The organism is Solirubrobacter soli DSM 22325 (genome assembly GCF_000423665.1).
In the GTDB taxonomy this organism is placed as follows: Bacteria; Actinomycetota; Thermoleophilia; order Solirubrobacterales; family Solirubrobacteraceae; genus Solirubrobacter; species Solirubrobacter soli.
This window is the reverse complement of sequence record NZ_AUIK01000008.1, coordinates 381740-406303: the sequence shown is the minus strand read 5'-3', so window position 1 is coordinate 406303 and position 24564 is coordinate 381740. Positions and strand designations below refer to the sequence as shown.

At 71.5% G+C, this 24564-nt stretch carries 23 protein-coding genes; 9 read left to right on the top strand and 14 right to left on the bottom strand.

Annotated elements, in window-relative coordinates:
* Positions 1-65 precede the first annotated feature (65 nt).
* Positions 66-710, top strand: a complete 645-nt coding sequence (locus tag G569_RS45990; protein ID WP_053225932.1) for a M15 family metallopeptidase — start codon at positions 66-68, stop codon at positions 708-710.
* On the opposite strand, the gene G569_RS0106100 is transcribed toward G569_RS45990, so the two are convergent.
* The gene (locus G569_RS0106100; RefSeq protein ID WP_037494832.1) at positions 640-2901 is read right to left on the bottom strand and encodes a DEAD/DEAH box helicase; all 2262 of its coding nucleotides are present in this window, start codon (positions 2899-2901) and stop codon (positions 640-642) included. The two genes, G569_RS45990 and G569_RS0106100, sit on opposite strands and share 71 nt — an antisense overlap.
* A 46-nt stretch (positions 2902-2947) precedes the next feature.
* Here G569_RS0106100 and G569_RS0106095 point away from each other — a divergent pair, with 46 nt between their 5' ends.
* Both G569_RS0106095 and G569_RS0106090 read left to right on the top strand, forming a co-directional pair.
* The gene (locus G569_RS0106095; RefSeq protein ID WP_028062761.1) at positions 2948-3265 is read left to right on the top strand and encodes a hypothetical protein; all 318 of its coding nucleotides are present in this window, start codon (positions 2948-2950) and stop codon (positions 3263-3265) included.
* 24 nt (positions 3266-3289) lie between these two features.
* Positions 3290-3649, top strand: a complete 360-nt coding sequence (locus G569_RS0106090) for a hypothetical protein (protein WP_157591848.1) — start codon at positions 3290-3292, stop codon at positions 3647-3649.
* Here the strand turns inward: G569_RS0106090 and egtD are convergent.
* From egtD to G569_RS0106030, 10 genes are all read right to left on the bottom strand, one after another.
* Positions 3624-4613 (bottom strand): L-histidine N(alpha)-methyltransferase, encoded by a 990-nt coding sequence (gene egtD, locus G569_RS0106085; RefSeq protein ID WP_053225931.1) that lies wholly within the window; start codon positions 4611-4613, stop codon positions 3624-3626. The genes G569_RS0106090 and egtD overlap by 26 nt on opposite strands.
* On the bottom strand, positions 4610-5668 hold the full coding sequence (locus G569_RS0106080; RefSeq protein ID WP_211232918.1) for an SUMF1/EgtB/PvdO family nonheme iron enzyme: 1059 nt from the start codon (positions 5666-5668) through the stop codon (positions 4610-4612). The genes egtD and G569_RS0106080 overlap by 4 nt, the downstream gene beginning before the upstream one ends.
* A gap of 72 nt (positions 5669-5740) precedes the next feature.
* Positions 5741-6904, bottom strand: a complete 1164-nt coding sequence (locus tag G569_RS0106075; protein ID WP_028062757.1) for a Dyp-type peroxidase — start codon at positions 6902-6904, stop codon at positions 5741-5743.
* Positions 6901-7845, bottom strand: a complete 945-nt coding sequence (locus G569_RS64460) for an EfeM/EfeO family lipoprotein (protein ID WP_028062756.1) — start codon at positions 7843-7845, stop codon at positions 6901-6903. Before G569_RS64460 ends, G569_RS0106075 begins: the two co-directional genes overlap by 4 nt.
* Complete coding sequence (locus G569_RS45985; protein ID WP_064750267.1) at positions 7845-9698, bottom strand: alkaline phosphatase family protein; 1854 nt, start codon at positions 9696-9698, stop codon at positions 7845-7847. Before G569_RS45985 ends, G569_RS64460 begins: the two co-directional genes overlap by 1 nt.
* A 71-nt stretch (positions 9699-9769) precedes the next feature.
* Positions 9770-10744: a VWA domain-containing protein gene (locus G569_RS0106055; RefSeq protein ID WP_028062755.1), complete on the bottom strand. Its 975-nt coding sequence runs from the start codon at positions 10742-10744 to the stop codon at positions 9770-9772.
* A 109-nt stretch (positions 10745-10853) separates the two neighbouring features.
* Positions 10854-11846 (bottom strand): DUF58 domain-containing protein, encoded by a 993-nt coding sequence (locus G569_RS45980; protein WP_157591847.1) that lies wholly within the window; start codon positions 11844-11846, stop codon positions 10854-10856.
* 58 nt (positions 11847-11904) lie between these two features.
* The gene (locus G569_RS0106040; protein WP_028062754.1) at positions 11905-12870 is read right to left on the bottom strand and encodes a VWA domain-containing protein; all 966 of its coding nucleotides are present in this window, start codon (positions 12868-12870) and stop codon (positions 11905-11907) included.
* Positions 12867-13895: an AAA family ATPase gene (locus G569_RS45975; RefSeq protein ID WP_245602423.1), complete on the bottom strand. Its 1029-nt coding sequence runs from the start codon at positions 13893-13895 to the stop codon at positions 12867-12869. The genes G569_RS0106040 and G569_RS45975 overlap by 4 nt, the downstream gene beginning before the upstream one ends.
* A gap of 32 nt (positions 13896-13927) precedes the next feature.
* Positions 13928-14992 carry a S1C family serine protease gene (locus G569_RS0106030; protein ID WP_028062753.1) on the bottom strand — a complete coding sequence of 355 codons (1065 nt, stop codon included), beginning with the start codon at positions 14990-14992 and terminating at the stop codon, positions 13928-13930.
* Positions 14993-15087: 95 nt separating this feature from the next.
* Between G569_RS0106030 and G569_RS0106025 the strand changes: the two genes are divergently transcribed.
* The gene (locus tag G569_RS0106025; protein ID WP_028062752.1) at positions 15088-15768 is read left to right on the top strand and encodes a response regulator transcription factor; all 681 of its coding nucleotides are present in this window, start codon (positions 15088-15090) and stop codon (positions 15766-15768) included.
* 8 nt (positions 15769-15776) lie between these two features.
* The gene (locus G569_RS0106020) at positions 15777-17174 is read left to right on the top strand and encodes a sensor histidine kinase (protein WP_169542079.1); all 1398 of its coding nucleotides are present in this window, start codon (positions 15777-15779) and stop codon (positions 17172-17174) included.
* Here G569_RS0106020 and G569_RS0106015 read toward each other — a convergent pair.
* On the bottom strand, positions 17149-19356 hold the full coding sequence (locus tag G569_RS0106015) for a polysaccharide deacetylase family protein (protein WP_028062750.1): 2208 nt from the start codon (positions 19354-19356) through the stop codon (positions 17149-17151). The two genes, G569_RS0106020 and G569_RS0106015, sit on opposite strands and share 26 nt — an antisense overlap.
* A 165-nt stretch (positions 19357-19521) precedes the next feature.
* Between G569_RS0106015 and G569_RS45970 the strand changes: the two genes are divergently transcribed.
* Both G569_RS45970 and G569_RS62265 read left to right on the top strand, forming a co-directional pair.
* A complete protein-coding gene (locus G569_RS45970; protein ID WP_053225927.1) occupies positions 19522-20064 on the top strand; it encodes a transposase in 543 nt (180 codons plus the stop codon).
* 87 nt (positions 20065-20151) lie between these two features.
* A complete protein-coding gene (locus tag G569_RS62265) occupies positions 20152-20328 on the top strand; it encodes a hypothetical protein (RefSeq protein ID WP_157591846.1) in 177 nt (58 codons plus the stop codon).
* A gap of 87 nt (positions 20329-20415) precedes the next feature.
* Here the strand turns inward: G569_RS62265 and G569_RS45965 are convergent, their stop codons facing one another.
* Positions 20416-20751, bottom strand: coding sequence for a winged helix-turn-helix transcriptional regulator (locus G569_RS45965; protein WP_211232917.1), 336 nt, complete (start codon positions 20749-20751; stop codon positions 20416-20418).
* Between the two features lie 29 nt (positions 20752-20780).
* Between G569_RS45965 and G569_RS0105995 the strand changes: the two genes are divergently transcribed.
* On the top strand, positions 20781-21782 hold the full coding sequence (locus tag G569_RS0105995; protein WP_028062749.1) for a glycerate kinase family protein: 1002 nt from the start codon (positions 20781-20783) through the stop codon (positions 21780-21782).
* Here G569_RS0105995 and G569_RS45960 read toward each other — a convergent pair.
* Entirely contained in the window at positions 21763-22365 is a 603-nt protein-coding gene (locus tag G569_RS45960) for a TetR family transcriptional regulator (RefSeq protein ID WP_053225925.1), read from the bottom strand. The genes G569_RS0105995 and G569_RS45960 overlap by 20 nt on opposite strands.
* Before the next feature lie 81 nt (positions 22366-22446).
* Here G569_RS45960 and G569_RS45955 point away from each other — a divergent pair, with 81 nt between their 5' ends.
* A complete protein-coding gene (locus G569_RS45955) occupies positions 22447-24486 on the top strand; it encodes an MMPL family transporter (RefSeq protein WP_053225924.1) in 2040 nt (679 codons plus the stop codon).
* Positions 24487-24564: the final 78 nt, after the last annotated feature.

Here is a 24564-nt window from a genome sequence, read left to right as displayed (position 1 = left end):
AAGGGGTCTGACCCTTTAGGTGGGGTTTAGGTAACGGGGCGGCGGCGCCGCGTCATCTGACGGGCATGATCCTCCCCGTCGCACACGAGCCTGACTACCGCGGACCGGACTCGGTCGCGGTCGTGGTGAACAAGCAGCACGCGTTGCCGCGGGGGTTCAGGCCCCGGCGCCTCGTGGTGCCGCACATCCGCTTCACGTTCAGCGGCTTCCACGAGAAGCGGCAGGTCCGCAGCGACGTCGCAAGCCCTTTGCGGCGACTGTTCAAGGCGGCGGGCGGCGACGGTCTCCCGCTCGCGGGCGTCTCCGGGTACCGCTCGGAGACGACGCAGCGCGACCTGTACGACGCCCAGGTCGCGCAGCGGGGCCGCAAGGCCGCGGACCGCGTCGTCGCCCGCCCGCGCCACAGCGAGCACGAGACCGGCCTCGCGATCGACGTCTCCGGCGCCGACGGCCGATGCCAGGCGACCGCCTGCTTCGCCGACAGGCCCGAGGCCGACTGGCTGGCACGCCACGCCCCCGACTACGGCTTCATCATCCGCTACCCCGCCGACGGCGAGCCCTCCACCGGCTACGCCTACGAGCCGTGGCACCTGCGCTACATCGGCAAGGCGCTCGCGCGGCAGATCGCCGCGAGCGGCCTCACGCTCGAGGACTACGCAGCATCGAGCCCATCAACGACGCGCAGCCGGCTTTCGACAACGGCTCGTTGAGGTTGCCGCACTTGGGCGACTGCACGCAGGAGGGGCAGCCGGACTCGCACGGGCACTCCGTGACCAGCGAATAGGCGTTGGACACGAGGCGCTCGAACGCGTGGTAGCCGCGGCGGGTGATGCCGATCCCGCCCGGGTGCCCGTCGTAGATGAAGATCGTCGGCCCGCCGGTCTGCGGGTGCCAGTTCGTGGACAGGCCCCCGATGTCCCACCGGTCGCACATCGCCAGCAGCGGCAACACGGCGATCTGCGAGTGCTCCGCCGCATGCAGCGTGCCGAGATCGTCGTCGTCCAGCTCGTACCAGAGCGCCTGCGTGGCGAAGGAGGTGCGCGGGAGGTCGAGACCGATCAGGTCGATCGGCTCGTTGTCGGCCATCCGCCGCCGCTGGTAGGCGAGCACCTGCTCGCTCACGACCACCGTGCCGAAGCAGAGCCGCACGCCCAACGCGACCCGCTCTTCCAGCACCCGCTCGATGTGGGTGTCGGTCTCGCGCTTGACCTGCGTGTACCAGTGCCCGTCGAACGGGCGGACCAGCGCGCGCCGCTGCTCGAAGTCGAACGTCGAGACCTCGAACTGGCGCCCGCCGTGCAGGTAGATCGCGCCCTGGTGCACGGTCGACGGCGCCGGACCGATGTCCACATCGCCGATCACCTCGCCGTCGTCCACGTTGACGATCGCGACGCCGTCGCGTGACGCGCTGCGCAGGGAGAACTCGCCCGCCGGGTACTCCTCGGGCCGGCGCGGGACGAACGTGCCGTCCGGCCGCTCGCGCAGGTCGCCCGCACCCACGAGCATCGACGCGAACTCCCGCCAGCGCGGTCCCAGAACCGAAGCATCGGCCGGCTCCAGCGGCGCCTCGTGCGCGGCGCAGAGCAGGTGCGCCGTGTAGAGCTGCTCGTTCTCGAAATCGAGGATCGCCGCCTCGACCGGCCGCTCGAGGAACTCGTCCGGGTGCCGGCAGAAGAACTGGTCGAGCGCATCCTCGCCCGCGACGTAGACCGCGAGCCCACGCCCGCGCCGCCCCGCCCGCCCCCACATCTGCCGCAGCGAAGCGACCGTCCCCGGGAACGTCACGCAGATCGCGGCGTCCAGCGCACCGATGTCGATCCCCAGCTCGAGCGCGTCGGTGGCGACGACCCCCAACAGGTCGCCCGAGACCAACCGTTCCTCCAGCTCGCGCCGCTGCTGCGGCGTGTAGCCCGCGCGGTACGGCGCGATCCGCGCCGCCAGCTCGGGATGTCCGGCGCGCTCGAGCTCCATGACCGTGAAGCGCGCCATCAGCTCGACCGCCTTGCGCGACTTCATGAACACGATCGTCCGCGCGCCCTCGATGACCAGCGACGCCAACAGGTCCGCGGCCTCGGCCAGCGGCGAGCGTCGCGCCTGCGTGGCCTCGTCGGTCACCGGCGGGTTCCACATCGCGATCGTCCGTTTGGTGCCGGCCGAGCCGTCGCGGTCGATCACCCGCACGTCGTCGAACCCGGTCAGCCGCGAGGCGAGCTCGCCCGGATTGGCCACCGTGGCCGAAGCGAGCAGGAACCGCGGCGCCGTGCCGTGGATCTCGCACACCCGCCGCAGCCGCCGCAGCACGTTCGCCACGTGCGAGCCGAACACGCCGCGGTAGACGTGCGCCTCGTCGACCACCACGATCGCCAGGTTCTTGAAGAAGTCGCCCCAGGCCGGGTGGTTCGGGAGGATCCCGAGGTGCAGCATGTCCGGGTTGGTCAGCACCACGTTGGCGCGCCGCCGCAGGTCCGCCCGCTGCTCGCGCGGCGTGTCGCCGTCGTAGATCGCCGGCCGCGCGCGCTTGACGCCCAGCGCGTGCAGCGACCGCGCCTGGTCCTGCGCCAGCGCCTTGGACGGGTAGAGGAAGAGCGCGCGGGCGCGGGCGTCGCGCGACAACACGTCCAAAGTGGGCAGCTGGAAGCACAGCGACTTGCCGGACGCGGTGCCGGTGGTGACGATCGTCGTCGCGTCCACCCACGCCTCGAACGCCTCCGCTTGGTGCGAAAACAGACAGTCGATCCCGCGGGCCCTCAAGCGCGCGGCGACGTCCGGATGGAGCTCGGCGGGAAGCTCGACCAGCTGCGGGAACCGCTCGTGCTGCATCGCCTGGCGCACCAGCCGCTCGTCGTCGCGTCCTTCCTGGAGGATCGAATCCCACGGCTCGATCTCGCGCACGATGGCCACACATTCGATCCTACGAGCCGCCGCTCGTGCCGATGACTCTCGAACAATGCGCAAACTCGTCTTTGCGGCCGTAGCCGCGACCTTCACGCTGTCCTTCGTCCCGGCGGCCGCCAACGCCACCGACGTCTGTAATGAGGCCGAGGCCTCATGGAAGGGCGGCTACACCGTCAGTGGCGATCCGGTCGACCCGAACCCGCCCGCCCGTCTGCTCGGCGGCCCCGGCCATCAGATGCGCGTCGGCAACGGCAAGGGCAAGGGCCTCGTCAACGCCGCGTACCACTCGCCCGCGCTGCGCACCTGTGGCGAAGGCGACGGCACCCCCGACGGTGGCGACACCGGCGGCGGGGACATCGGCCTCGGCTGATCCTCGCGGGGTTTAATGCCCCGCGTGCCCGCGTCCCTGCGCTGCGTGTTCTACGACCCGGACGCGGTCGACACCGACTCCCACCTCAGCGCGCGCGCCTTCGAAGCGTGCGCGCGCGCCGAGATCGCCGTCTTCGAGCTCAAGGGCGAGGACACCTATGAGCTCGAAGGCGAGCTGCAGGGCATCGCGTTCGTGATGCGCGCGCTGCAGCTCGCCCCCGAGCAGTGCATCGGGGTGGGCGCGGCGCTGCGGGACGCGCCGGTCGGCGCGGTGTGGGTGAGCCCGCTGGACCTCGAGGTCCGCGGGCCCACCGTCCGCGTCGCCGAAGAGAGCGACGAGCTGCTCTACGAGGCCGTGATCAGCGAACTGGCCCAGCGCCGATGAGCGAGAGCGCGAACAGCTCGTCGTCGTCGGTCAGGAACTGATCGAGCACGAGCCCCGCGGCCCGCAGGTCGGCCTCGAGCCGCTCGCGGGTGAACTTGGCGCTGATCTCGGTGCGCATCTCCTCGCGCGCCGCGAAGTGCACGTCCAGCCCGAGCTTGGCGATGTGGACGTCCATCGGGCGCACCGCCCGCAGCCGCATCTCGATCCACTCCTGCTCGCGGTCGTAGAACGCCACGTGCTCGAAGGACTCGAGGTCGAAGTCCGCGCCGAGCTCGCGGTTCATCACCGCCAGAACGTTGCGGTTGAACGCCGCGGTGACGCCCGCCGAGTCGTTGTAGGCGGCCTCGAGCACCGCCGGGTCCTTCACGAGGTCGGTCCCGAGCAGGATCCGGTCCTCGGGCCGCAGTTGCTGCCCCAGCGAGCGCAGGAACTTGCGCCGCGTGCCGGGGAGGAAGTTCCCGATCGTGCCGCCGAGGAAGACGATCACCCTTGGGCCCCCGGGCTCGGGCAGCGCGTCGAGGTGGCGCTCGAAGTCACCGACGACGCCGAACACCCGGATTCCCGGGTAGCGCTCCACGAGCAGCTTCGCGCTCTCGCACAGCACGACCTCGGAGACGTCGAACGGCACGTAGCGGTCCAGCGTCCCCGCGTCGCGCATCGCGTCCAGCAGCAGCAGCGTCTTGGTCGGCACGCCGCTGCCGAGCTCGACCAGCTCGGCGGCGCCCGTCGTCTCCACCAGCTGGGCGGCGTTGGCGGTCAGGATCGAGCGTTCCGTGCGGGTCGGGTAGTACTCGGGCAGGCCCATGATCTGCTCGAAGAGCCGCGAGCCATCCGTGTCATAGAAGTGCTTCGGCGGGATCTCCTTGAACGGTTTCGTCAGCCCGTCCAGCGCGTCGAACGCGAGTGTGCGCTCGTCCTCGCCGAGGCGGGAGACGATCTCGATATCGCCTAGAGCGGTATTCATCGCGCGATCCTGACTCCGGCGAAGAGCTGCCGGCGTTCGGGGAGGTCCCAGTTGCGGAACTGCGGGGAGGCGACGCGCGGGTGCGTGACGAACGAGCCGCCGCGCAACACCCGATAGTGGTCGCCGAAGAACACTTCCGAATACTCCCGATAGGGGTAGGCGATGAAACCCGGATAGCCCGTGAAGTGACTCTCGGTCCACTCCCAGACTTCCCCGACCCCCTCGAGCTGACCCGAGGTCGCCGCCTTCTCCCATTCGATCTCCGTCGGGAGCCGCGCCTCGTGGGCGCGGGCGAAGGCGTCGGCCTCGAACCAGGAGACGTGGACGACGGGTGCGTCCGGATCCCCGGCCTGCGAGGCCGCGTGGTGAGTGATGTCGTACTGCTGCTTCCATGCCCAGCCCTCGTCGGACCACCATTCGCGGCGCTCGTAGCCTCCGCCCTCGGTGAACGTGAGCCAGGTGGCGTTGGTGACCGGCGCGCGGCCGATCGTGTAGCGACCGGTGGACGCCGCGTGGCGCGGGCGTTCGTTGTCGTAGGCGAAGCCGGACGGCCCGGTGCCGAGCTCGAACGGCCCTTCGGCGACTTCGACCATCTCGAGGCAGCTGCCTTCGGCCGGTCGCGGACCGTCGAGCGACGGCGGGGCGATCCCCGCGAGCGTCATCGCCTGCAGCATCGTCTCGGTGTGCTGGAGCTCGTGGCGGATCACCAGCTCGTGCAGGACGCCGTCGCCGACGGGCGCCTCCAGTGCGCGTTCGCGCACCTCCGCCATGTACTCGTGCAGTTCCTCGCCGCGCAGGAACTGCAGGTCGCCGCGCACCTTCCGCGGGGTCTCGAACGCGTCATAGAGGGCCGCGAGGTCCTCCCGCAGCAGCGGGCGCCCGGCGAGCCGGTGGTTGAGCCACAGATCCTCGTAGGCGGCCATGTGGCCGAGGTCCCACGAGAGCGGGCTCATGATCGGGGAGAGCACCGTCTCGAGCTGCGCTTCGTCGAGATGGGAGACGAGCCGGAAGGTCCGCTCGCGCACCTCCTCCATCACCGCGTGCAGCTCAGCCACCACTGTCTTGAACATACAGGCCTGTCGTCATGGGTCCGTGAACGTTACGGCCGGTTGCGGCCTGGTACTGGCCTAAATCAGACGACTTCCCACCCAGTCGCCCGGGCCCCGCGCACCGGGCGGTACGTAGAAGTAGCCGCCGCCCACGGGGGTGATGTAGTCGGTCATCGGCTCGCCCGCGAGGCGGTTCTGGACCGTCAGGAACTGGCGCGCGGGGTCCTGGTTGTAGGCGACGAAGATCAGGCCCTGGTCGAGCTGGCCCGCCTGGTCGAACCCGCGCTGGAAGTTCCACGAGCGCCGCAGCAGGCGCTGGTCGGCGGTCTCCGCCGTGCGCGGGTTCGCGAGCCGGATGTGCGCGTCCAGCGGGACCCGCTCGCCCTTCGGGTCGAGGTCGAGCCGCGGGTCGTCGAGCTCGTGCTTGCCCCCGAGCGGCGCGCCGGTGTCGCGGCGGCGGCCGATCATCCCCTCCTGGTGGCGCAGCCCGACGCGGTCCCAGAACTCGAGGTGCATCCGGATCAGCCGCACGGCCATGTAGGTGCCACCGCCGGGCGTCCAGACGAGCCGGCGCATCAGCGCGTCGTCGCCCGTGTCGGGGTTCGCCGTGCCGTCGCGGAAGCCGAACAGGTTGCGGCGCGCGCCCGGCCCGCGCTGCGCGCCCTGGAACCCGTCGATCCACCACCGCAACGCGAGCTGGTCGCGCGTCACGCGCAAGAGCTCGCGCAGCGCGTGCGAGACCGTGTCCATGTTGTGCGCGCTGATCAGCAGGAGCACGTCGCCATGGGTGAGCGCCGGATCGAGCCGGTCGCCGTCGAACGGTGTCATCCGCTCGAGCTTCTCCGGCAGCTTCAGCTCGTGGCGCTCGTACAGGGACGCGCCGAAGCCGATCGTCACCGTGAGCGCGTCGGGCGCGATCTCCGTCCCGAGGGCCCCGGAGTCGATCGGCGGGTCGTCGGGCTCGCGCACCGGCATCGTCTGACCCTGCGTCAGCTCGCGGGCGCGGGCGCTCAGCAGCTGCAGGCCGGCGAACAACGCGCCCAGGTCGGTGGCGACGCTGTCGAGCGCGGCGAGGACGACCGCGTCGCGCGGCTCGGTCAACACGCCCGCCTGGTGCGGGCCGTCGAACGGGATCCGCTGCGTCAGCGGCTTCGTGGGCGCGGCCGCGGACGTCTCGCCCGCGGCGAGTGCCGCCGCGGTCAGCGCGGATCCGGCCAGGAAACGACGGCGATTGACCTTCACGGCCGGATCGGCGGGATCTTCGGTGGGAGCGTCGTCTCGAGCGCGTGCGGCAACTGCGCGAGCTCTTCGAGGCCGGCGCCGAGCCGGCCGTTGAGCCGCTGTCGCTCGCTCGGCGAGAGGGCGTCGAGGTCCGGCCAGCGCCCGCGGTGGGCGCGTCGGATCGCGGCCAGCTCGCGGCGCAGCCGAACCAGCCCGGAGTCGATCGGGGCGATCGCGCCGCGCTGCGCGAGCAGCGCCCGCAGCGTGCCGACGACCGTCTCGGTCGCCGCCAGCGACGCCGCCGTGGCCATCACGCCCGCTCCGCTGTAGGGCGCGGCGACGCCACTCAGCATGTCCCGCTGGGCGTCCTCGAGGATCTCGTGACCTCTCGTCGTGTAGTCCACCGGGGTGATCTCGACCCGCGTGACGGTGCCGCGCAGCGTGCGCACGTCCTGCCGCAGCCGCGCCGCCGCGGGGCGCAGCGCGGCGAGCCGCTCGCCGGTCCACAGCCCGCGCTCGAGCCGCTCGCGGCCGGCGACGATCGACGCGTCCAGGTCGCCGAGCGCGCCGTACGCGGCGCCGATGCGCAGGTAGTGGTCGTAAGCGGAGATCCATGCCCGGCGGGCAGCGGCGCGGTCACCCGCGCGCAGGCTGCGCTGGAGCACGCGGATTGCAGCGTCCATCGCCGCGGCCTGGCGGGTGCTGTAGACGCGATAGCGCGCGATCGGGCGGTCGAACGCGCGCTCGGACACGGGCGAGAACTCCGGTCGCGGGACGCCGTCGACCGGGAGCTCGGACGCCGAGGCGGCGACCTCCGCCGCCGACCGGTTCGTCCCGGACACCCGCGCTGCCGGGACGTCCGTGCTCGCCGGCGGCGCGATCGGATGGCGGATCTCGGGCGTGGCCTGACCGCCGCCGCATCCGGCGAGGCAGAGGACGGCGATCAGCGCGGCCCGCCGCACTACTTCAGCCGTATGGTCTTCGTCAGCGCCAGCGTTCCCCCGGTCTGCGTGATCGTGATCCGCAGCGTGTATTTGCCCTTCTTGAGCTTCGTCTTCGGGCGGATCACGACCTTGGCCTGCTTCTTGGACAGGTTGACGCTCTTGGTCGCGAGCACCTTCGAGCCCTTGACGATCCGGAAGCGCACGGCGGTCCGCTTGCCGGCGTCCTTCCCGCTGGCCTTGCACGAGATCGTGACCTTCTTCCCGCCGCCGGTGACCTTGCAGCTCAGCGACACGGCGAGCTTCGGCTTGGGCGTCGGCGTCGGGGTGGCCGTGGGTGTCGGTGTCGGCACCACCGGGGTGGGCGTCGCGGTCACGACCGGCGCTCCCGGCGGGTTGCCGGTCGCAGTGTCGAGGAGCAGCTTCGGCGCCACCGCCCCGGAGAGGAAGTCGAACATGCCGTTCAGCTCCCCGGCGCGGTCGTCGAAGGACTGGTCGCCGAGGCGCGGGAGGCTCCAGTTGTATTCGATGAAGCGGATGATCGACGCCTGCTCGGTCACGGTGTGGTCGACGAAGTTCTGGCGGGCGTACGGGGAGATGAGGACCAGCGGCAGCCGCGGTCCGGGGCCGCAGCGCCCGCGGTAGTCCCCGGGTTGCGGCGCCGGCCCGCACGTGTTCGGGCCGTTGAGCCCGTCGCTCGGCGTGTCGGACCCCTGGCGGATCGTCGGCATCACGTGGTCGTACCAGCCGTCGGAGTCGTCATAGGCGAGGAAGATCGCGGTCGAGTTCCACTCCGGGGAGCTCTGGATCGCGTTGACGGTGCGCACGATGAAGCGCTGCTCGTCGAGCGGGCCGGAGTAGCCCGGATGCCCGTCCTCGGACGCGATCGCCTTCAGGAACGAGACCTGCGGCAGGTTGCCCGCGGCCAGCGCCGCGTCGAAGTCGGTCAGGTCGTACTGGTGGTTGGCCTGGTCGGTCTGGCCGATGTTGGCCACCGACAGCGGCGGCAGGTGGTGCGGGTTCGCCGTCGAGGCGTAGAACTGGAACGGCATGTGGTGCGGGAGGTAGTCCTGGACGTCGGCTCCCACGGCGTTCTTGTGCTTGGTCGAACAGGAGGCCGGGATCGGCCTGAACCCGCCCGCGAACCAGCCCCAGGTCATACCGGCCGTGTTCATCAGGTCGCCGATGTTCTGCCCGGACATCGTGGCGCCGCTGCCCGAGCAGTCGTCGGTCGACGGCGGCGAGTTCAAGACCATCGTGCCCTGCACGCCGAGCCCCGCCGGGCTGACGCCGTGGGTGGTGCCGGCGATCGTGTTGAGCGCGCCGATCGTCGACGGCCCGAACGTGGAGCCGAAGTGCGCGTCGCTGATCGCGTAGTGCTGGGCGTAGTTCCACAGCGCGGTGACCGAGTTGCCGTCGTAGTAGTTCATGACCATGCCGCGGTCCCCGTTGCAGCTGGAGCCGGTGTTCTCGACGAACTGGTTCATCAGGCCGCCGTTGAACGCGAGCTGCTCCGCGGCGTAGTTGTGGTTGTGGTCGCAGGTGACCGACTCGGAGCGCTTGAGCCGGCGGGGGTTGAACATGTTCGGGTTGCTGGTGAGCAGTGCCGGTGTCAGTCCGTTGACCGCGGGCGTGCCCGCCTGAGCGGTGAAGAGCGGGTCGCCGGGCACGTTGTTGGCCGCGTTCGGATAGGTGCCGAAGTAGTGGTCGAACGACTGGTTCTCGCCGAAGATCACGACGATGTGGTCGATCGGCGTCCGCGCGGGCGGGCCCGCCGCGGTGTCGGCGTCGGCGACGGCGAACACGCACGCCGCCGCGACGAGGACCACGGCGCCGCCCAACATCGAGCGGCGTACGACGGCGGAACGGAGCATCGGCCTTCCCCTCCCCTTGCGACCCGGAGCTGCTGAGCTAAACCAACCACCCCGAGGGGCGCGGTGTCAACTCAGATGAGGCGGCCGAACCAGAGCAGCGAGAGGCTTCCCGCCGCGACGAGCAGCGCGATCGCGCCACCCGCGAACACCGCCGTCACCTCGCGCTTCTCGCTCTTGGACGAGAGGCGGGTGCCGAGGTTCGCGTAGATCTCCTTGACCTTGTCGGTCTCGGTCGCGGTGTAGGACTTGCCGCCCGACAGCCGCGCGACCTCCTTGAGCGTCTCGGTGTCCGGGGGGACCTGGACGCGCTGGAGGAAGCCGAACGAGTCGCGCAGCTCGACCTGCCCGCCGGGCGTGCCGAGAGCGATCGCGTAGATCGGGATGCGCGCGCGGCCCGCCTCGCGGGCGACGTCGGTCGGCTCGCGCGTGCCGGACGTGTTCTTCCCGTCGGAGAGGAGCACGATCACGCTCGGCAGGCGCCGCACGCCGCTGCCGTCGGCGTTGGGGACCGGCGTGCGCGCGGCGAAGAGCCCGCGCTCGAGCCCGTCGCCCATCGCGGTCCCGCCCTCGGCCACGAGCTGGTCGAGCGCGCCCTTGATCTGCGCCCGGTCGGTCGTGGGCGCGACCCGCTGCTCGGCGAAGTCCGAGAAGGTGATCAGCCCGAGCCGGAACGTGGACGGCACCTTCTCCGTCAGCGCCTTCGCCGCCGCGACCGCGGCGTCGAGCCGGTTCGGCTGCACGTCCGTCGCGTTCATCGAGCCGCTGATGTCGGTGACCATCACGATGTTCGCCGCCTTCTGGGGCGCCGCGACGGTCCGTTGCGGCCGGGCGAGGGCGAAGATCAGCGCGCACAGCGCGAGCAGCAGCAGGAACGGCGGGAGATGCCGTCGCCAGCCGGGCCGCGCGGTGGTCAGCCCGGGCACGAGCGCCGGGTTGGCCCAGGCGGCCGAGTCGCGCCGTCGCCGTCGCTGCAATGACCCGTACGCCAGGATCGCGAGCGGGACGAGGATGAAGCCCGCGAGGAGGATGGGCTCGGCGAAGCTCACGGGCGGCCTCCGAGGGCGGGCGTGGCGCGGCGCGGCGGGTGCGCGGCGGGGGCGGGCGTGGCGCGGCGCGGCGGGTGCGCGGCGCGGGCGGGCGTGGCGAGGCGCGGCGTCATGTCGCGGCCCTCATCCGGTTGCGGATCGCCGCGCGGGCGGGGGCGCCGGCGCGCAGCGCGGCCTCGCCGCGGCGCAGGTGCGAGGCGAAGATCCGCAGCCAGTCGCCGCCCGTCGAGAGCTCGACGTGGTCGGCGCCCGCGCGGCGCAGGGCGCTGCGCACCTCCTCGCGCTCGGCCGCCGCGGCGGCGGCGAAGCGGTCGCGGATGCGGCGCTTGCGGGTGTCGACGTGGACCTGGCGGCCCGTCTCCGGGTCGACCAGCCAGAGGTCGCCCGCGTTGACGAGCTGCTGCTCGCGCGGGTCGACGATCTCGACCGCCATCACGCCGTGGCGCGCGCGCAGGGCGGTCAGCGGGCCTTCCCAGTCGCGCTCGCCGCGGAAGTCGCTCACGATCACGACGAGGCCGCGCTGGCGGCCGAGCGAAGCGGCGCTGCCCAGCGCGGAGCCGAGCGAGGTCGCGCCGGCGCCTTCCGAGGGCTCACGGCGCAACTCGGCCAGGAGCGCGAGCAGCCCGAGCCGGCCCTGGCGCGGCCGCAGGATTCGCGGCTCCTCGCCGCCGAAGGCCAGGACGCCGAGCCGGTTCCCGCGCCGCGTCGCCACGTGGCCGACGGCCAGCGCGACGCCCTCGGCGACATCGGTCTTGCGCCGGTCCGCCGTCCCGAACGCCATCGAGGCGCTCACGTCCAACACCAGCCACGTCGTCAGCGCCCGCTCACCCACGTGGACGCGCACGTGCGGCTCCTGCAGCCGCGCCGTGGCCATCCAGTCGATGTGGCGGACGTCGTCGCCCGGGTGGTACGGCCGGATCATCGCCAGCTCGGTCCCTGACCCCACCTGTGGCGTCAGATGCTCGCCCGGCACCAGCGACTCGATCCGCTTCATCACCGCCAGGTCCAGCGCCCGCAGGACCTGGGGCGGAACAGGACCCGGACCGGGCTTGTCCGCCGACCGCTCCGGCGCGGGCGGAACGAGGCGGGGACGTGCGCTCACCGCGCCACCCCCGGGATGCCTGAAACTTGGTGCCGCGGCAGCCGCCGGCCAGGCTCACTCACGGGAGCCTCCCGCCGCGCGCCAGCCCGAAGCCGGCGCCCGCGAGCAGCAGCACGATCGCGCCGCCCGCGAACGCGGACGTCACCTGCTGCTTCTCCTTGGTCTTGGTCAACCGCGTGCCGAGGTTCCGATAGACGGCGGCCAGCCGCTGCGCGTCGGCGGTGGCGAAGAACTGCCCGCCGGTGTCGCGCGCGATGTCCTGCAGCGTCAAGAGGTCCGGCGGGACGCGCTCGGTGTTGACCGCGCCCGTGTTCGGGTCGGTGTGCGTCAGCGTTCCGTTCTGCGAGCCCAGGGCCACCGTGTACACGGGGATCTTGTACTTCTTCGTCTGCTGGACGACGTCGATCGGGTCCTCGCCCCGCGTCGAGGCGCCGTCGCTGAGCAGCACGATCGCCGCCGGCAGCCGCCGCTCGCCCCCGAGCCCGTCCGGGATCGGCACCCGCGCGGAATTGATCGCGAGCTTCAGAGCATCGCCCATCGCCGTCGCGCCCGCGACCTGCAAAGAGCCGATCGTCGTCTTCACGCGCGCGTGGTCGGTGGTCGGCTCAGTCAGCTGCTGGGCCGCCGAGCCGAAGCCGACGACGCCGATCCGGAACTCGTCCGGCACCGACTCGACGAACGCGTTGCCCGCCGCCTGGGCCGCGGCCAGCCGTGAGGGCGCGACGTCGGTCGCGAGCATCGAGCCCGACGTGTCGAAGACGAGCATCACCGTCGCCTCGCGCCGCTCGGCCGCGACCGTCCGCTGCGGCCGCGCCAGCGCGATCAGCAACGCGGCCAGCGCGAGCAGCGCCAGGATCGCCGGGACGTGGCGCGTCCAGGAACGCCCGGCGACCGCGATCAGCAGGTCGACGTTCGTGTACCGGACCGCGAACTTCTTCGCCCGTCGCTGTTGCAGGGCGTAGACGACCGCCACCAGCGGGACGACCGCCAGCAGTCCCAGCAGCAGCGGTGCTTGGAACGTCATGCTCCGTACGGACGCTCCTGCGCGAGCTCGATGCGCGGCATCGGCACGCGCTCCAGGACGTCGTCGAGCACGCGGTCGGTGTCGACGCCCGCGGCCAACGCCTCGTACGTGAGCACGATGCGGTGGCGCAGGACGTCGCGCGCGAGGTCGCGCACGTCGACGGGAAGCATGTAGTCGCGCCCGCGCAGCAGCGCCAACGCGCGCCCCGCGTGGATCAGGTTGATCGAGCCGCGCGGCGAGGCGCCGAACTCGACCCAGTTGTTCTCGCCGGGGTCGCGGGTCGCCGTCGTCAGCGCGACGGCGTACTCCATCACCCGCCGGTCGACGTAGACGGTCGCGGCCGCCTTCTGGTGCGCGGTCAGGTGCTCGGGCGAGAGCACCTCGCGCGCCCGCGCGCCGCCGTCCAGCGACCGCTCGACGACCGCGACCTCGTCGCGATGCGACGGGTAGTCGACGACGAGCTTGAACATGAAGCGGTCGACCTGGGCCTCGGGCAGCGGGTACGTGCCCTCGGACTCGATCGGGTTCTGAGTGGCGAGCACGAGGAACGGCGAAGGGACGCGGTGGGTGTCGTGGCCGATCGTCACCTGGCGCTCCTGCATGACCTCCAGCAGCGCGCTCTGGACCTTCGCGGGCGCGCGGTTGATCTCGTCCGCCAGCAGGAAGTTGCAGAAGACCGGGCCGAGCTCGGTGTCGAACCCGCCCGTGTCCGGCCGGAAGATCCGCGTGCCGACGAGGTCCGCGGGCACCAGGTCCGGCGTGAACTGGAGCCGCTTGAACGACCCGCCGAGCACGTCCGCGACGGTCTTGACCGTCAGCGTCTTGGCCAGGCCGGGCACGCCCTCGAGCAGCACGTGGCCGCCGGCGAGCAGCGCGACCAGGACGCGCTCGAGCATGGCCTCCTGGCCGACGATGACGCGCTTGATCTCGAAGAGCGCGTTCTCGAGGTCGTCGTGGGCCGCGCGGGACGGTGTCGGCTCCTCGACCCGGTCCAAGGCGTGCAGCCGCCGGTCCTCTGGGGTCACGTCTGGTCTCCTGGGGTCATTTATTCCGTAGGTCATCCGCCCGCCGGTGTGTCTGGCCGAGTGCCGAGGTCAACGGTCAGGGTACGCCGCCCGCCTCCCCGCTCGACGGTGACTTTCGCCTTCTCGCCGGGCTTGCGTGCCGCGACCGCTGCGGACACGTCGTCCGATTTGGTGACCTTGCGCCCGTCGATGTCCGTGATCTTGTCGCCGCCCTGGAGCCCGGCCTTGTCGGCCGGCCCGCCCGGGACGACGCTGCCGACGACCGCGCCGGAGAGATCCTGCGTGTCGCCGTTGCGCACGCCGAGGTAGGCGCGCACGACCTTGCCGCCGTTCTCGATCTGCGGGACGACGAACTTCACGGTCGAGACCGGGACGGCGAAGCCGACGCCCGAGTTCGAGCCGCTGCCGGACTTGATCTGCGAGTTGACGCCGATCACGCGGCCGTTGCCGTCGAGCAGCGGGCCGCCCGAGTTGCCGGGGTTGATCGCCGCGTCGGTCTGGATCGCGTCGGCGATCGGGAAGTTGTTGGGCGCCGTGATCGTGCGGCCCAGGGAGGAGACGATGCCGCTGGTGACGGTCCCCTCCAGGCCGAACGGGGAGCCGATCGCGATCGTCTGGTCGCCGGGCTCCAGCGCCGCGGAGTCGCCGAGCTCGAGCGGCTTGAGCCCGCTCTTGACCTGCCCCGGGTCGACCTTCAATACCGCGAGGTCCGACGATGGGTCCTTGCCGACCAGCTTGGCGACGATCGGCTTGGTGTCGACGCCGATGCGCACGGCGAAGGTGTTGGCCTCCTCGACGACGTGGTCGTTGGTGACGATGTGGCCCTGGTCGTCGTAGACGAAGCCCGAGCCGGTCGCGCTCTGACCGGCCTGGATGAACACGACGCCCGCGGACACGCGCTTGTAGATGTCCGAGATCGACTCGCCGGCGCCCTTCGGCCTGCTCGGCGACGAGGGAGCCGTCGTCGTGGGGGACGGGGGCGGCGGGGACGAGGCGATCGGTGCGGCGTCGTCGTCGATCACGCCCGCGAGGGCGAGCGCACCGACAACGAGCGCCATCGCAACGGCGCCGCCGAAGAACATGACCAGAGAGCGCATAGCCCTCGCATGAGAGCGCGGGAGATTGATGACTGCTTAAAGAACGCTGCCTCTTCTGTGATTCTTACCCTCTCTTCCGATGCTGAGGGAGCCGAATGACGCGTGTGCTGATCGTTGACGACGAGCCCGCTGTGCGGGCCGCGCTGGATCGCGCGCTGCGTCTGGACGGGTATGAGATCACGCTGGCGGCCGATGGTCGTGAGGCATTGGACTCCCTGGCCGACTCGCGCCATGACGCGGTCGTGCTGGACGTCGCCATGCCCGGGATCGACGGCCTGCAGGTCTGCCGCCGCCTCCGGGACGCCGGCGATCGCACCCCGGTCCTGATGCTCACCGCCCGCGACGCGGTCGACGACCGCGTCGCCGGCCTCGACGCCGGCGCGGACGACTACTTGGTCAAGCCGTTCGCGCTCAAGGAGCTCAAGGCGCGCCTGCGCGCGCTGCTGCGCCGGGCCGAGCCGGCCGAGTCCGAGGACGGGAGCGTCCTGCGCTTCGGGGACCTCACGCTCGACCGCGGCGCCTGGGAGGCGTTCCGCGGCCCGCGCAAGCTCGAGCTCAGCCGGACCGAGTTCCAGCTGCTCGCCCTGTTCCTCGAGCACCCGAAGCAGGTGCTGACCCGCTCGCAGATCTTCGAGCGGGTCTGGGGCTACGACTTCGGGTCGAGCTCGAACTCGCTCGGCGTCTACATGGGCTATCTGCGCCGCAAGACGGAGGAGGGCGGCGAGCCACGCCTCCTGCACACCGTCCGCGGCGTGGGCTACGTGCTCAAAGAATGATGCGCTCGTTGCCCCTGCGACGGCGGATGACGATCGCGGTCGCGATCGCCGTGGCCGTCGCGGTCGCGCTGGCGGCGGCCGTCTGTTACATCGCGGTCCGCGACCAGTTGATGTCCGAGGTCGACCAGGCGCTCCAGGAGCAGATCACGTTCGGTGGCGGGCTCGGGCCCCCACGCGGCCGCCGCGGCGGCCCGCCGAGCATCCCCGCCCTGCCCGCGCGCCGCGGCGGGCCGACCCCGTTCGTGCAGCTGCTGGACACGAGTGGTGACGCGATCGGTCAGATCGGCCCGGAGCGGGGTGAGCTGCCGATCGACGACAAAGCGCGCGACGTCGCCGCCGGCGTCGGCCCGGAATCGTTCTCCACCGGCTACGTGAACGGCACGCACGTGCGCGTGCTGACCACGCCCGCCCCGCCCGGGTTCGCCGTGGCCGATCGCCCGCTCGGCGCGCTCCAGTACGGCCGCTCGCTCGAGGCCGCCGACTCGGTGCTCGACCAGCTCCGGCTGATCCTGCTGCTGGTCATCCTCGGCGGCGTCGCGCTCGCCGTCGTCCTCGGCCGGCTCGTCTCGCGCAACGTCGTCGCGCCGATCGCCCACGTCTCAGAGGCCGCCCGCCACATCGCCGCCACCGAGGACCTCGGGCGGCGGATCGAGGTCGAGACCCAGGACGAGGTCGGCGAGCTGGCCGAGCACTTCAACGCGATGCTCGACACCCTCGAGCGCTCGATCGCCGCCCAGCGCCAGCTCGTGGCCGACGCCTCGCACGAGCTGCGCACGCCGATCACCAGCCTGCGGACCAACATCGAGGTGCTGGCCGAGGCGGAGGCGCTTCCGCCCGACGAGCGCGCCCGGCTGCTCGAGGATGTCGAGGAGCAGACCACCGAGCTGGGGATGCTCGTCGCGGACCTGATCGAGCTCGCCCGCGGCGACGAGCCGCGGCGCGAGAGCGAGGACGTGCGGCTCGACCACCTCGTCGCCGAGTCCCTCACCCGCGCGCGGCGGTACGCCCCGCGGATCGACTTCGAGGCCGACCTGCGGCCGACCGTGGTCGAGGGGACGCGCGAACGCCTCGCCCGCGCCGTCAACAACCTGCTCGACAACGCGGCCAAGCACTCGCCGGACGGCGGCGTCGTCGAGGTGCAGGTCGACGTGGACGGCGTCCGCGTGCGCGACCACGGCACCGGCGTCGATCCCGAGGACCTCCCGCACCTCTTTGACCGCTTCTACCGCGGCGCCTCCTCCCGCGGGCGGCCCGGCTCCGGCCTCGGCCTGGCGATCGTTCGCCAGGTCGCCGAGCAGCACGGCGGCAAGGTCCGCGCCGCCAACCTGCCCGGCGGCGGCGCGGAGTTCGTGCTCGAGCTGCCGGCGACCGCGCCGGCGCCTATGGATTCGTCGTTGACAGCGTGAACGTCAGCGTCTTGGAGTAGGCGCCGGTGCGCAGCGCGTCGGTGGCGTCGACGTGTTGCCTGAAGCCGACCGTGACCACCTCGTTGGACGCGGGTGCGGTCCAGGTCGCCTTGGAGAGCGTGACCTCGAGCGCCGAGGGCAGCGAGAAGGCGCCGTTGGTCAGGTGGCCGGGGTCGGAGTACGTCAGCGCGGCGTCGCCCGCGGTGCTCACCACGGTCGCGGTCGTCGAGGTCGTGTAGTCCTTCGCCACGCCAGGCGTGAACGGCCCGAAGCTCGCCGCCGGGCCGAGCGTGAGCGCGAGCGTCGCGCCCACCGTCGCGCCCACGTCACCGGCCGCCGGCACCCCGACGCTGATCGCGTCGCTGACCGAGTCCACCCACACGTTCCCGCCGTGGCCGGTCACGCTCGGCGCGTTGGTCAGCACGAGGTTGGCGGTCGCGCTGACGCTGACGTTGATGGTCACGGGCGGGAACGAGCTGTGCGGCGCGAGGATGTCGGTGCGCGTGCAGTTGCGGGTCGTCGTGCCCGTGCAGGTCCAGCCGGTGCCGCCGATGCTCGTCACGCTCAGGCCGGCCGGGACGCGGTCGCTCAGCGTGATCGTGCTGCCGTCCGTCGGGTCGTCGGAGACGTTGGAGGCCGTCAGCGTGATCGTGCCGGTGCCGCCGCGGTTGAGCGGGCTGTGCGCGGCCGTGATCTTCAGCGGCTGCGGGACGAGCGTCCACGGCGACGGCGGCGTTCCCGGGTAGGCGAGCGGGACGTACGGCACCGGGTTCGCGATCGGCGGGATCGGCGTCGCGCGCGGGATGTAACGCGTGGCGACGACGTTGCCCTTGCGGTCCAGCGTGCCCATGCAGAACCCGCGCGCGCGAGCGGCGTCGATGATCTGCGCCGACGCGTCGCTGGAGTTCAGGCCCGCGGGCGTGTCGATCGGCCCGTCGTGCAGCAGGATGATCGCGCCCGCCCGCAGCTGGTTGACGATCGCGTCGCGGGTCATCGCCAGCGTGTTCGCCGGGTCGTAGTCGGTGGTCTCGATCCGGGCCGTGTTGGACGTGTAACCCATCGATGCGAGGTTGGCGGTCGTGGCCGCGTTGGCCTCGAAGAACGGCGGGCGCATCGCGCGGAACGTGATCGGGATGCCGAGCCGGTTGAACGTCTCCTCGGCCTTGTTCATCTCGGCCTGCTGGAGCGCGGGCGAGAGGGCGTTCAGATGCGGGTGGTCGTACGTGTGGCTGAGGACGACGTGGCCCTCCTCGCGCTCGAAGCGGGCGATGCCGACGTTGGCCTCCGAGCGCACGGCCGTGTCGAACAGCACCGCGGGCGCGTACTTGTCGCGCATGTGCTGCATCGTGTGCGGGCGATAGAGCGACGGGCCGTCGTCGAACGTCAGCGCGATCCGGCCGGCGGTGCAGGCGTTGTCGATCTGGTGGTCGTCGGCGGTACCGATCAGCGAGGTCTGGGCGGCGTTGTGGATCGCGGCGCGCTGGGCGTCGGAGAGCCCGAACGCGGCGGTCGCCTCGTCCACGTGGGCGACGAACGCGGCGTGGGTGCCCGGCGCGGCGTTCCAGATGACGTCCAGCAGCGAGCAGCCGTCGGTGCGCTCGGGGTTGGTCACGCCGGAGTCGATCACGGGCGTCGGCGGGCCGAACGTCACGTTCTGGCCGGCGGCGAACCCGTTCGGGCAGGCATCGGGGGCGACCGCGATCGTGTCGGCGCCGGTGGCGAGCGAGGCGTCCCCGCCGCCGCTGACCGTGGGCGCGTTGGCGAGCGACGCCGCGGCGTTGTTGGCCACCGTGACGTTGACCGTGATCGGCGGGTATGCGGCTCCCGGGGCGAGCGCGTCCGAGCGGGTGCACGTGCTCGTCGTCGTCCCCGTGCACGTCCAGCCGGACCCGGACGCGGCCGTCGGCCCGGCACCGAACCCGGGATTGTTGATCAGCGAGCCGAGCCCGGTGGGGAGGCGCTCGGTGACGGTGACCGCCGTGCCGTCGGTCGGGTCCGCCCCGTCGTTGCGCACCGTGAGCGTCAGCGTGCCCGCGTAGACGGTCGTGTTGGGCGCGGTCGCGCGCAGGAACGTCGGCGCGGCGTGCGTCGCGGAGACCGTCAGGTCAGGCGCGGCGAACGCGGTCGACGCGGGAACGAACAGGAACAGCCCAGCAGCCAGCGCGATGCGCGTGACCCTCATGACCCGACCTCTTTCGTAAAGGTATCTACCTTTACGAATTAACTACACCAACGACCCATCGACCGTCAAGCGACAGTTCGTTCGAGGTCTTAACGGATTAACCTAAAGGGGCCTGACCCCTTTAGGTAGTGGGGCGAAGATCACGCCCTCCCGCCTACAGGGGTCATGCCACGTTCACCGAGGATCGAGCTCGCAGGCGGCATCCATCACGTCACGGCGCGCTGCGTCGACCCGCTCGCGGCGTTTCGCGATGACTTCGACCGGCGCCGCTACCTGCGTCTGTTGTCGACGGTCGTGCGCCACACGTCCTGGCAGTGTCTGAGCTACTGCCTCATGGGCAATCACGTGCATCTGCTGCTGGAGACGCCGAGGCCGAACCTCGGCGCCGGCATGCAGCGACTCCATGGCCAATACGTGCAGGCGTTCAATCGTCGTCACGACCGCGTCGGGCACCTATTCGAGCGTCGCTTCCACAACGAGCACGTCCTGGACCAGACGCACCTCTGGAATGTCCTGCGCTACATCGCACACAATCCGGTTGAAGCCGGTCTCTGTGCGAAACCAGAGGAGTGGGCGTGGAGCAGCCACGCCGCGATTGTCAGCGGCGACTCGCCGGCCTATCTCGCCCGAACCCGTCTGTATTCGCTGGTCGGGGCCGACGGTGGCGATCCACTGCGCCGGTACAGGGAGCTAGTTAAAGGGGCCTGACCCCTTTAGGTTCGAGAGCAGGGGGCGTCGTCCGTGTAGCGCCCGCTCGCCTGGCTGAAGACGGCGTCGAGCGTCTCCTCCCCGGCCGTGAACGCCAGCCCCTTGGGCGTGGTCGTGACGGCGAGGCCGGTCCCGGCCTTGCTGCCGTCGGCGATGCCGGCGTTGGAGATCCCGACGCCCTTTGGGACGGAGATGACGAGCTCGCGCGCGTCCGCCGACTTGTGGGTGATGGCGAGCTTCAGGCGGGCGGCGCTCGCGGGGTGACGCTGACCTCGAGAGCGGGCGGAGCGGGCGCTTGCACGCCGGCACTCAACGCGACGGCCGCGGACAGCAGGTGGCGATGCGGAGAAGTCAGGCCGCGGCGGGGAGGTGCTGCAGCGACCACGCCGAGAGGGGCGTCAGCGCCGTGAACAGCGCCGCGCCGGACGGCGTGAGGTCGTATTCGACGCGCACCGGGACGTCGGCGTAGACGCGGCGGACGATCAGCCCGTCCTGCTCGAGTCGGCGCAGGGTGGCGGCGAGCATGCGACGGGAGATCCCGTCGATCGAGCGCAGGAGCTCGTTGAAGCGGCGGGTGCCGCCCGTGAGCTCGGCGAGGATGGCGACGCTCCACTTCGACGACAGCACGCCCACGGCGGCCTGAACCCCGGTGATCTCCACGCCCGGATATGTCGGCTGCGCGAACACTGTGTCACCGCCTGTAAGGATGCGGCGCCATGCCTGTGCCTGAGCGCCCCGTCCTCGTCGCCCCGGATTCCTTCAAAGGGACCTTCAGCGCCGCGCAGGTGGCGGGTGCGATCGGCCGCGGGATCGAGCGGGCAGGGCTGATGCCGCCGGATCTGTGTCCGGTCGCCGACGGCGGCGAGGGGACGCTCGACGCGCTGCTGCCGCAGCTGGGCGGGGAACTGCGGGCGGTCACGGTCAAGGGGCCGCTCGGCGCGCCGGTCAACACCGGGTTCGGCCTGGTGGAGGATGGCGGCACGGCGATCGTCGAGATGGCGATGGCGAGCGGCCTCGGATTGATGCCGGAGAAGGACGCGTGGAACGCCTCGACGTATGGCACGGGGGAGCTGATCGCCGCCGCCGCACAGGCGGGTGCGGCCGTGATCCTCGTCGCTGTCGGCGGCTCGGCCACGACCGACGGGGGCGCGGGCGCGATCGAGGCGATCGAGGCGGCCGGCGGGATCGGGGGCGCGAAGATCGTCGTGCTGTGCGACGTGCGCACGCCGTTCGAGGACGCACCGAAGGTCTTCGGGCCGCAGAAGGGCGCCGACTCGGAGCTCGTCACGCGGCTCGAGGCGCGGCTCGACGAGCTCGCACAGCGCCTGCCGAAGGACCCGCGCGGCGTGCCGATGACCGGCGGCGCCGGAGGCCTGAGCGGCGGCCTGTGGGCGAAGTACGGCGCGACGCTCGAGCCCGGCGCGCCGTTCGTCCTGGACGCGCTCGACTTCGACGAGCGCATGCGCGCCGCCCGCGCGGTCGTCACCGGCGAGGGCAAGCTCGACGAGCAGACCCTGCAGGGAAAGCTCGTGGGCGAGATCGGCACCCGCACCCGCCAGGCCGGCGTCCCGCTGCACGCGATCGTCGGCACCGACCGCCTCGACGGGTTCGGCAAGCGCATGATCGACCTGCAGATGGTGCAGGAGGCGACGAACATCGAAGAGCTCGAAGCCGCCGGCGAGCGCCTCGGCGAGGCGCTCAGGACTGGGGCGGCCTGACGAGCGCGGCGACCCCGCCGCGGACGAACAGCAGCGCGTCGTCGAGCAGCGCCATCCGCTCCGACTTCCCGCCGGGCGACGCGTCCAACGACGCCATCGCCGCCACCGCGGCGGCGCTCACCATCCGCGGCCGCAGCCCGTCCGGCGGCTCGCCGAGGTCGCGGGCGACGCCCTCGCGCAGGATGTCCTCGAGCTTGGACAGCAGGTGCTGCTGGTGGGCGGCGAGCGACGGCTCGTCGATGCACATCCGCTTGCGCAGCTCGGCCTCGGGGCTCTCGTCGTGCTCGGCCGGCATCGCGTGCGACACCCAGTCGCGCAGGGCGTCGATCGCCGACACGTCCTCGGGGCGCCCGAGGATCGCCGCCGACAGCGACTCGAACAACCCGTCGAAGTCGTAGAAGACGACCTCTTCCTTGGACGGGAAATAGGAGAAGAACGTGCGCGGCGCGATGTCCGCCGCCGCGGCGATGTCCGCCACCGTCGTCGCCGCGTACCCGCGCTCGGCGAAGAGCTTGAAGGCGGCGTCGACGATCTGTTCGCGGGTCCGCTGCTTCTTGCGTTCGCGGTGGCCCATGACCGACATGCGTCGCATTCTAGCCCGAGTTCACAAAACGCAAATATGCACTCATTGCAATTTTGCGCAGAGTGTGATTCCGTGAAAGACATGGCCCACGTACTCGGACGCCTCGCCGCCTCGGCCGCGGGGCACTGGAAGCGCTCCCTGGCGATCGTCGCCGCGGTCCTCGTCGCCATCGGCGCGGCGTCAGCGATCGGCGGCGGCGCGTTCGTCGACTCCTTCAGCACCCCCGGGACGGAGTCCCAGAAGGCGCTCGACCTGCTCACCCAGCGGTTCCCGGCGCAGTCCGGCGACACCGCCACGCTCGTGTTCGCAGGCAAGGCGAGCCTCGAAGGCAACGCCGCGATCGCCAGGACGGCGCAGACCGTCAAGGGTCAACCGCACGTGACCGGCGTGGCGCCGCTGCAGCTCAGCCGCGACAAGCGCATCGGCTTCATCACCGTCCAGTACGACCGGCCGGCGCAGGATCTTCAGCGCGCGCCCGGCGAACGGCTCGCGGACGTCTCGAAGATCGGTGAGGCGGCGGGGCTCGAGGTGTCGAGAAGAGGCCCGATCGTCGACCAGGCCGAGCAGCTGCAGGCGCCCGTCGGCGAGCTGATCGGCCTCGCGGTGGCGATCATCGTCCTCACGCTCGTCTTCCGCAGCGCGGCGGCGATGCTGCTGACGCTGCTCGCCAGCCTGATCTCGCTGGCCGGCGGCATCCTGCTCCTGCGCTTCGGCGCCGCGTTCACGGACTTCCCCAGCTTCGCCCCCACGCTGGGCGTGATGCTCGGCCTCGGCGCCGGCATCGACTACGCCCTGCTGATCGTCGGCCGCTACCGCGAGCAGCTCGCGGGCGGTGACACGGTCGAGCACAGCGCCCGCGTCGCCAACAGCACCGCGGGGACGAGCGTCGTCGCCGCCGGCGCGATCGTCGTGGTCGCGATCGCCGGCCTGCTCGCCACCGGCATCCCGTTCGTCGGCCGCATGGGCGTCGGCTCGGCGATCGTCGTCGCCTCGGTCGCGGTCGGCGCCGTCACCGTCCTCCCGACCCTGATGGGAGCGTTCGCGAAGCGGCTGCGTCCGAAGAACCCGGCCACGGTCGCGCCGTCCAAGGCGTTCGGCAGCTGGGCGACGCGCATCACCAGGCGCCCGAAGACCGCGGCCGTCGCGGGCACGCTCCTCCTGCTCGCCCTGGCCACGCCCGTGCTCGGCCTGCGCCTCGGCATGCCCGACGACGGCAACGACGCCAAGGGCACCACCACCCGCGTCGCCTACGACCGCCTCGCCGAGGGCTTCGGCGTCGGCTTCAACGGCCCGCTCGTCCTCGCCACGGACAACATGGCCAAGCTTCAGGAGACCCGGGCGGTCGCGCAGAGCACGCCCGGCGTCGCGTTCGTCTCAGAGCCCGTGATCGCGCCCGGCAAGGACGCGGCCACGCTGACCGTGATCCCCACGACCTCCCCGCAGGACTCGCGCACGAGCGACCTCGTCAAGAACCTCCGGGCCGAGCTCCCGAGCGGGGTCTACGTGGGCGGCGCGGTGGCGATGCTCGACGACATGGCGGCCAAGATCACCGCGCGCCTGCCGATCTTCATCGCGCTCGTGATCGGCCTCAGCATCGTGCTGCTGATGGCGGTGTTCCGGTCGATCTGGGTCCCGCTGGTCAGCGCCGCGTTCAATCTGCTGTCGATCGGCGCCGCTTACGGCGTGGTCGTCCTGGTCTTCCAGCAGGGCATGGACGTCCCGATCGTGAGCTTCGTCCCGCTCTTCATGTTCGCGATCCTGTTCGGGTTGAGCATGGACTACAACGTCTTCCTGCAGTCGCGGATCCGCGAGGAGTACTTCAAGGGCGCGACGCCGGAGCAGTCCGTGGTCCGCGCGCTCTCCCGCGTCGGCCGGATCATCCTCGCCGCCGGCGCGATCATGACCGCGGTCTTCCTCGGCTTCGTCGGCGACCCGGACGTCGTCGTCAAGACGATCGGCCTCGGGCTGGCCAGCGCGATCCTGATCGACGTCCTGATCGTGCGGATGATCGTCGCGCCCGCCGTGATGACGCTGCTCGGCGACCGCGCGTGGGCGCTCCCGAACTGGCTCGACCGCGCGCTGCCCCGGATCTCGCTCGAAGGTGAGGCCGCACCCGCCTGATCTCCACTATTCCTGATCGGCGACTTGAAGCGACCCGAAGCGCTCAGGTAATGTTGCTCGGTGACTGCCCATCACCGG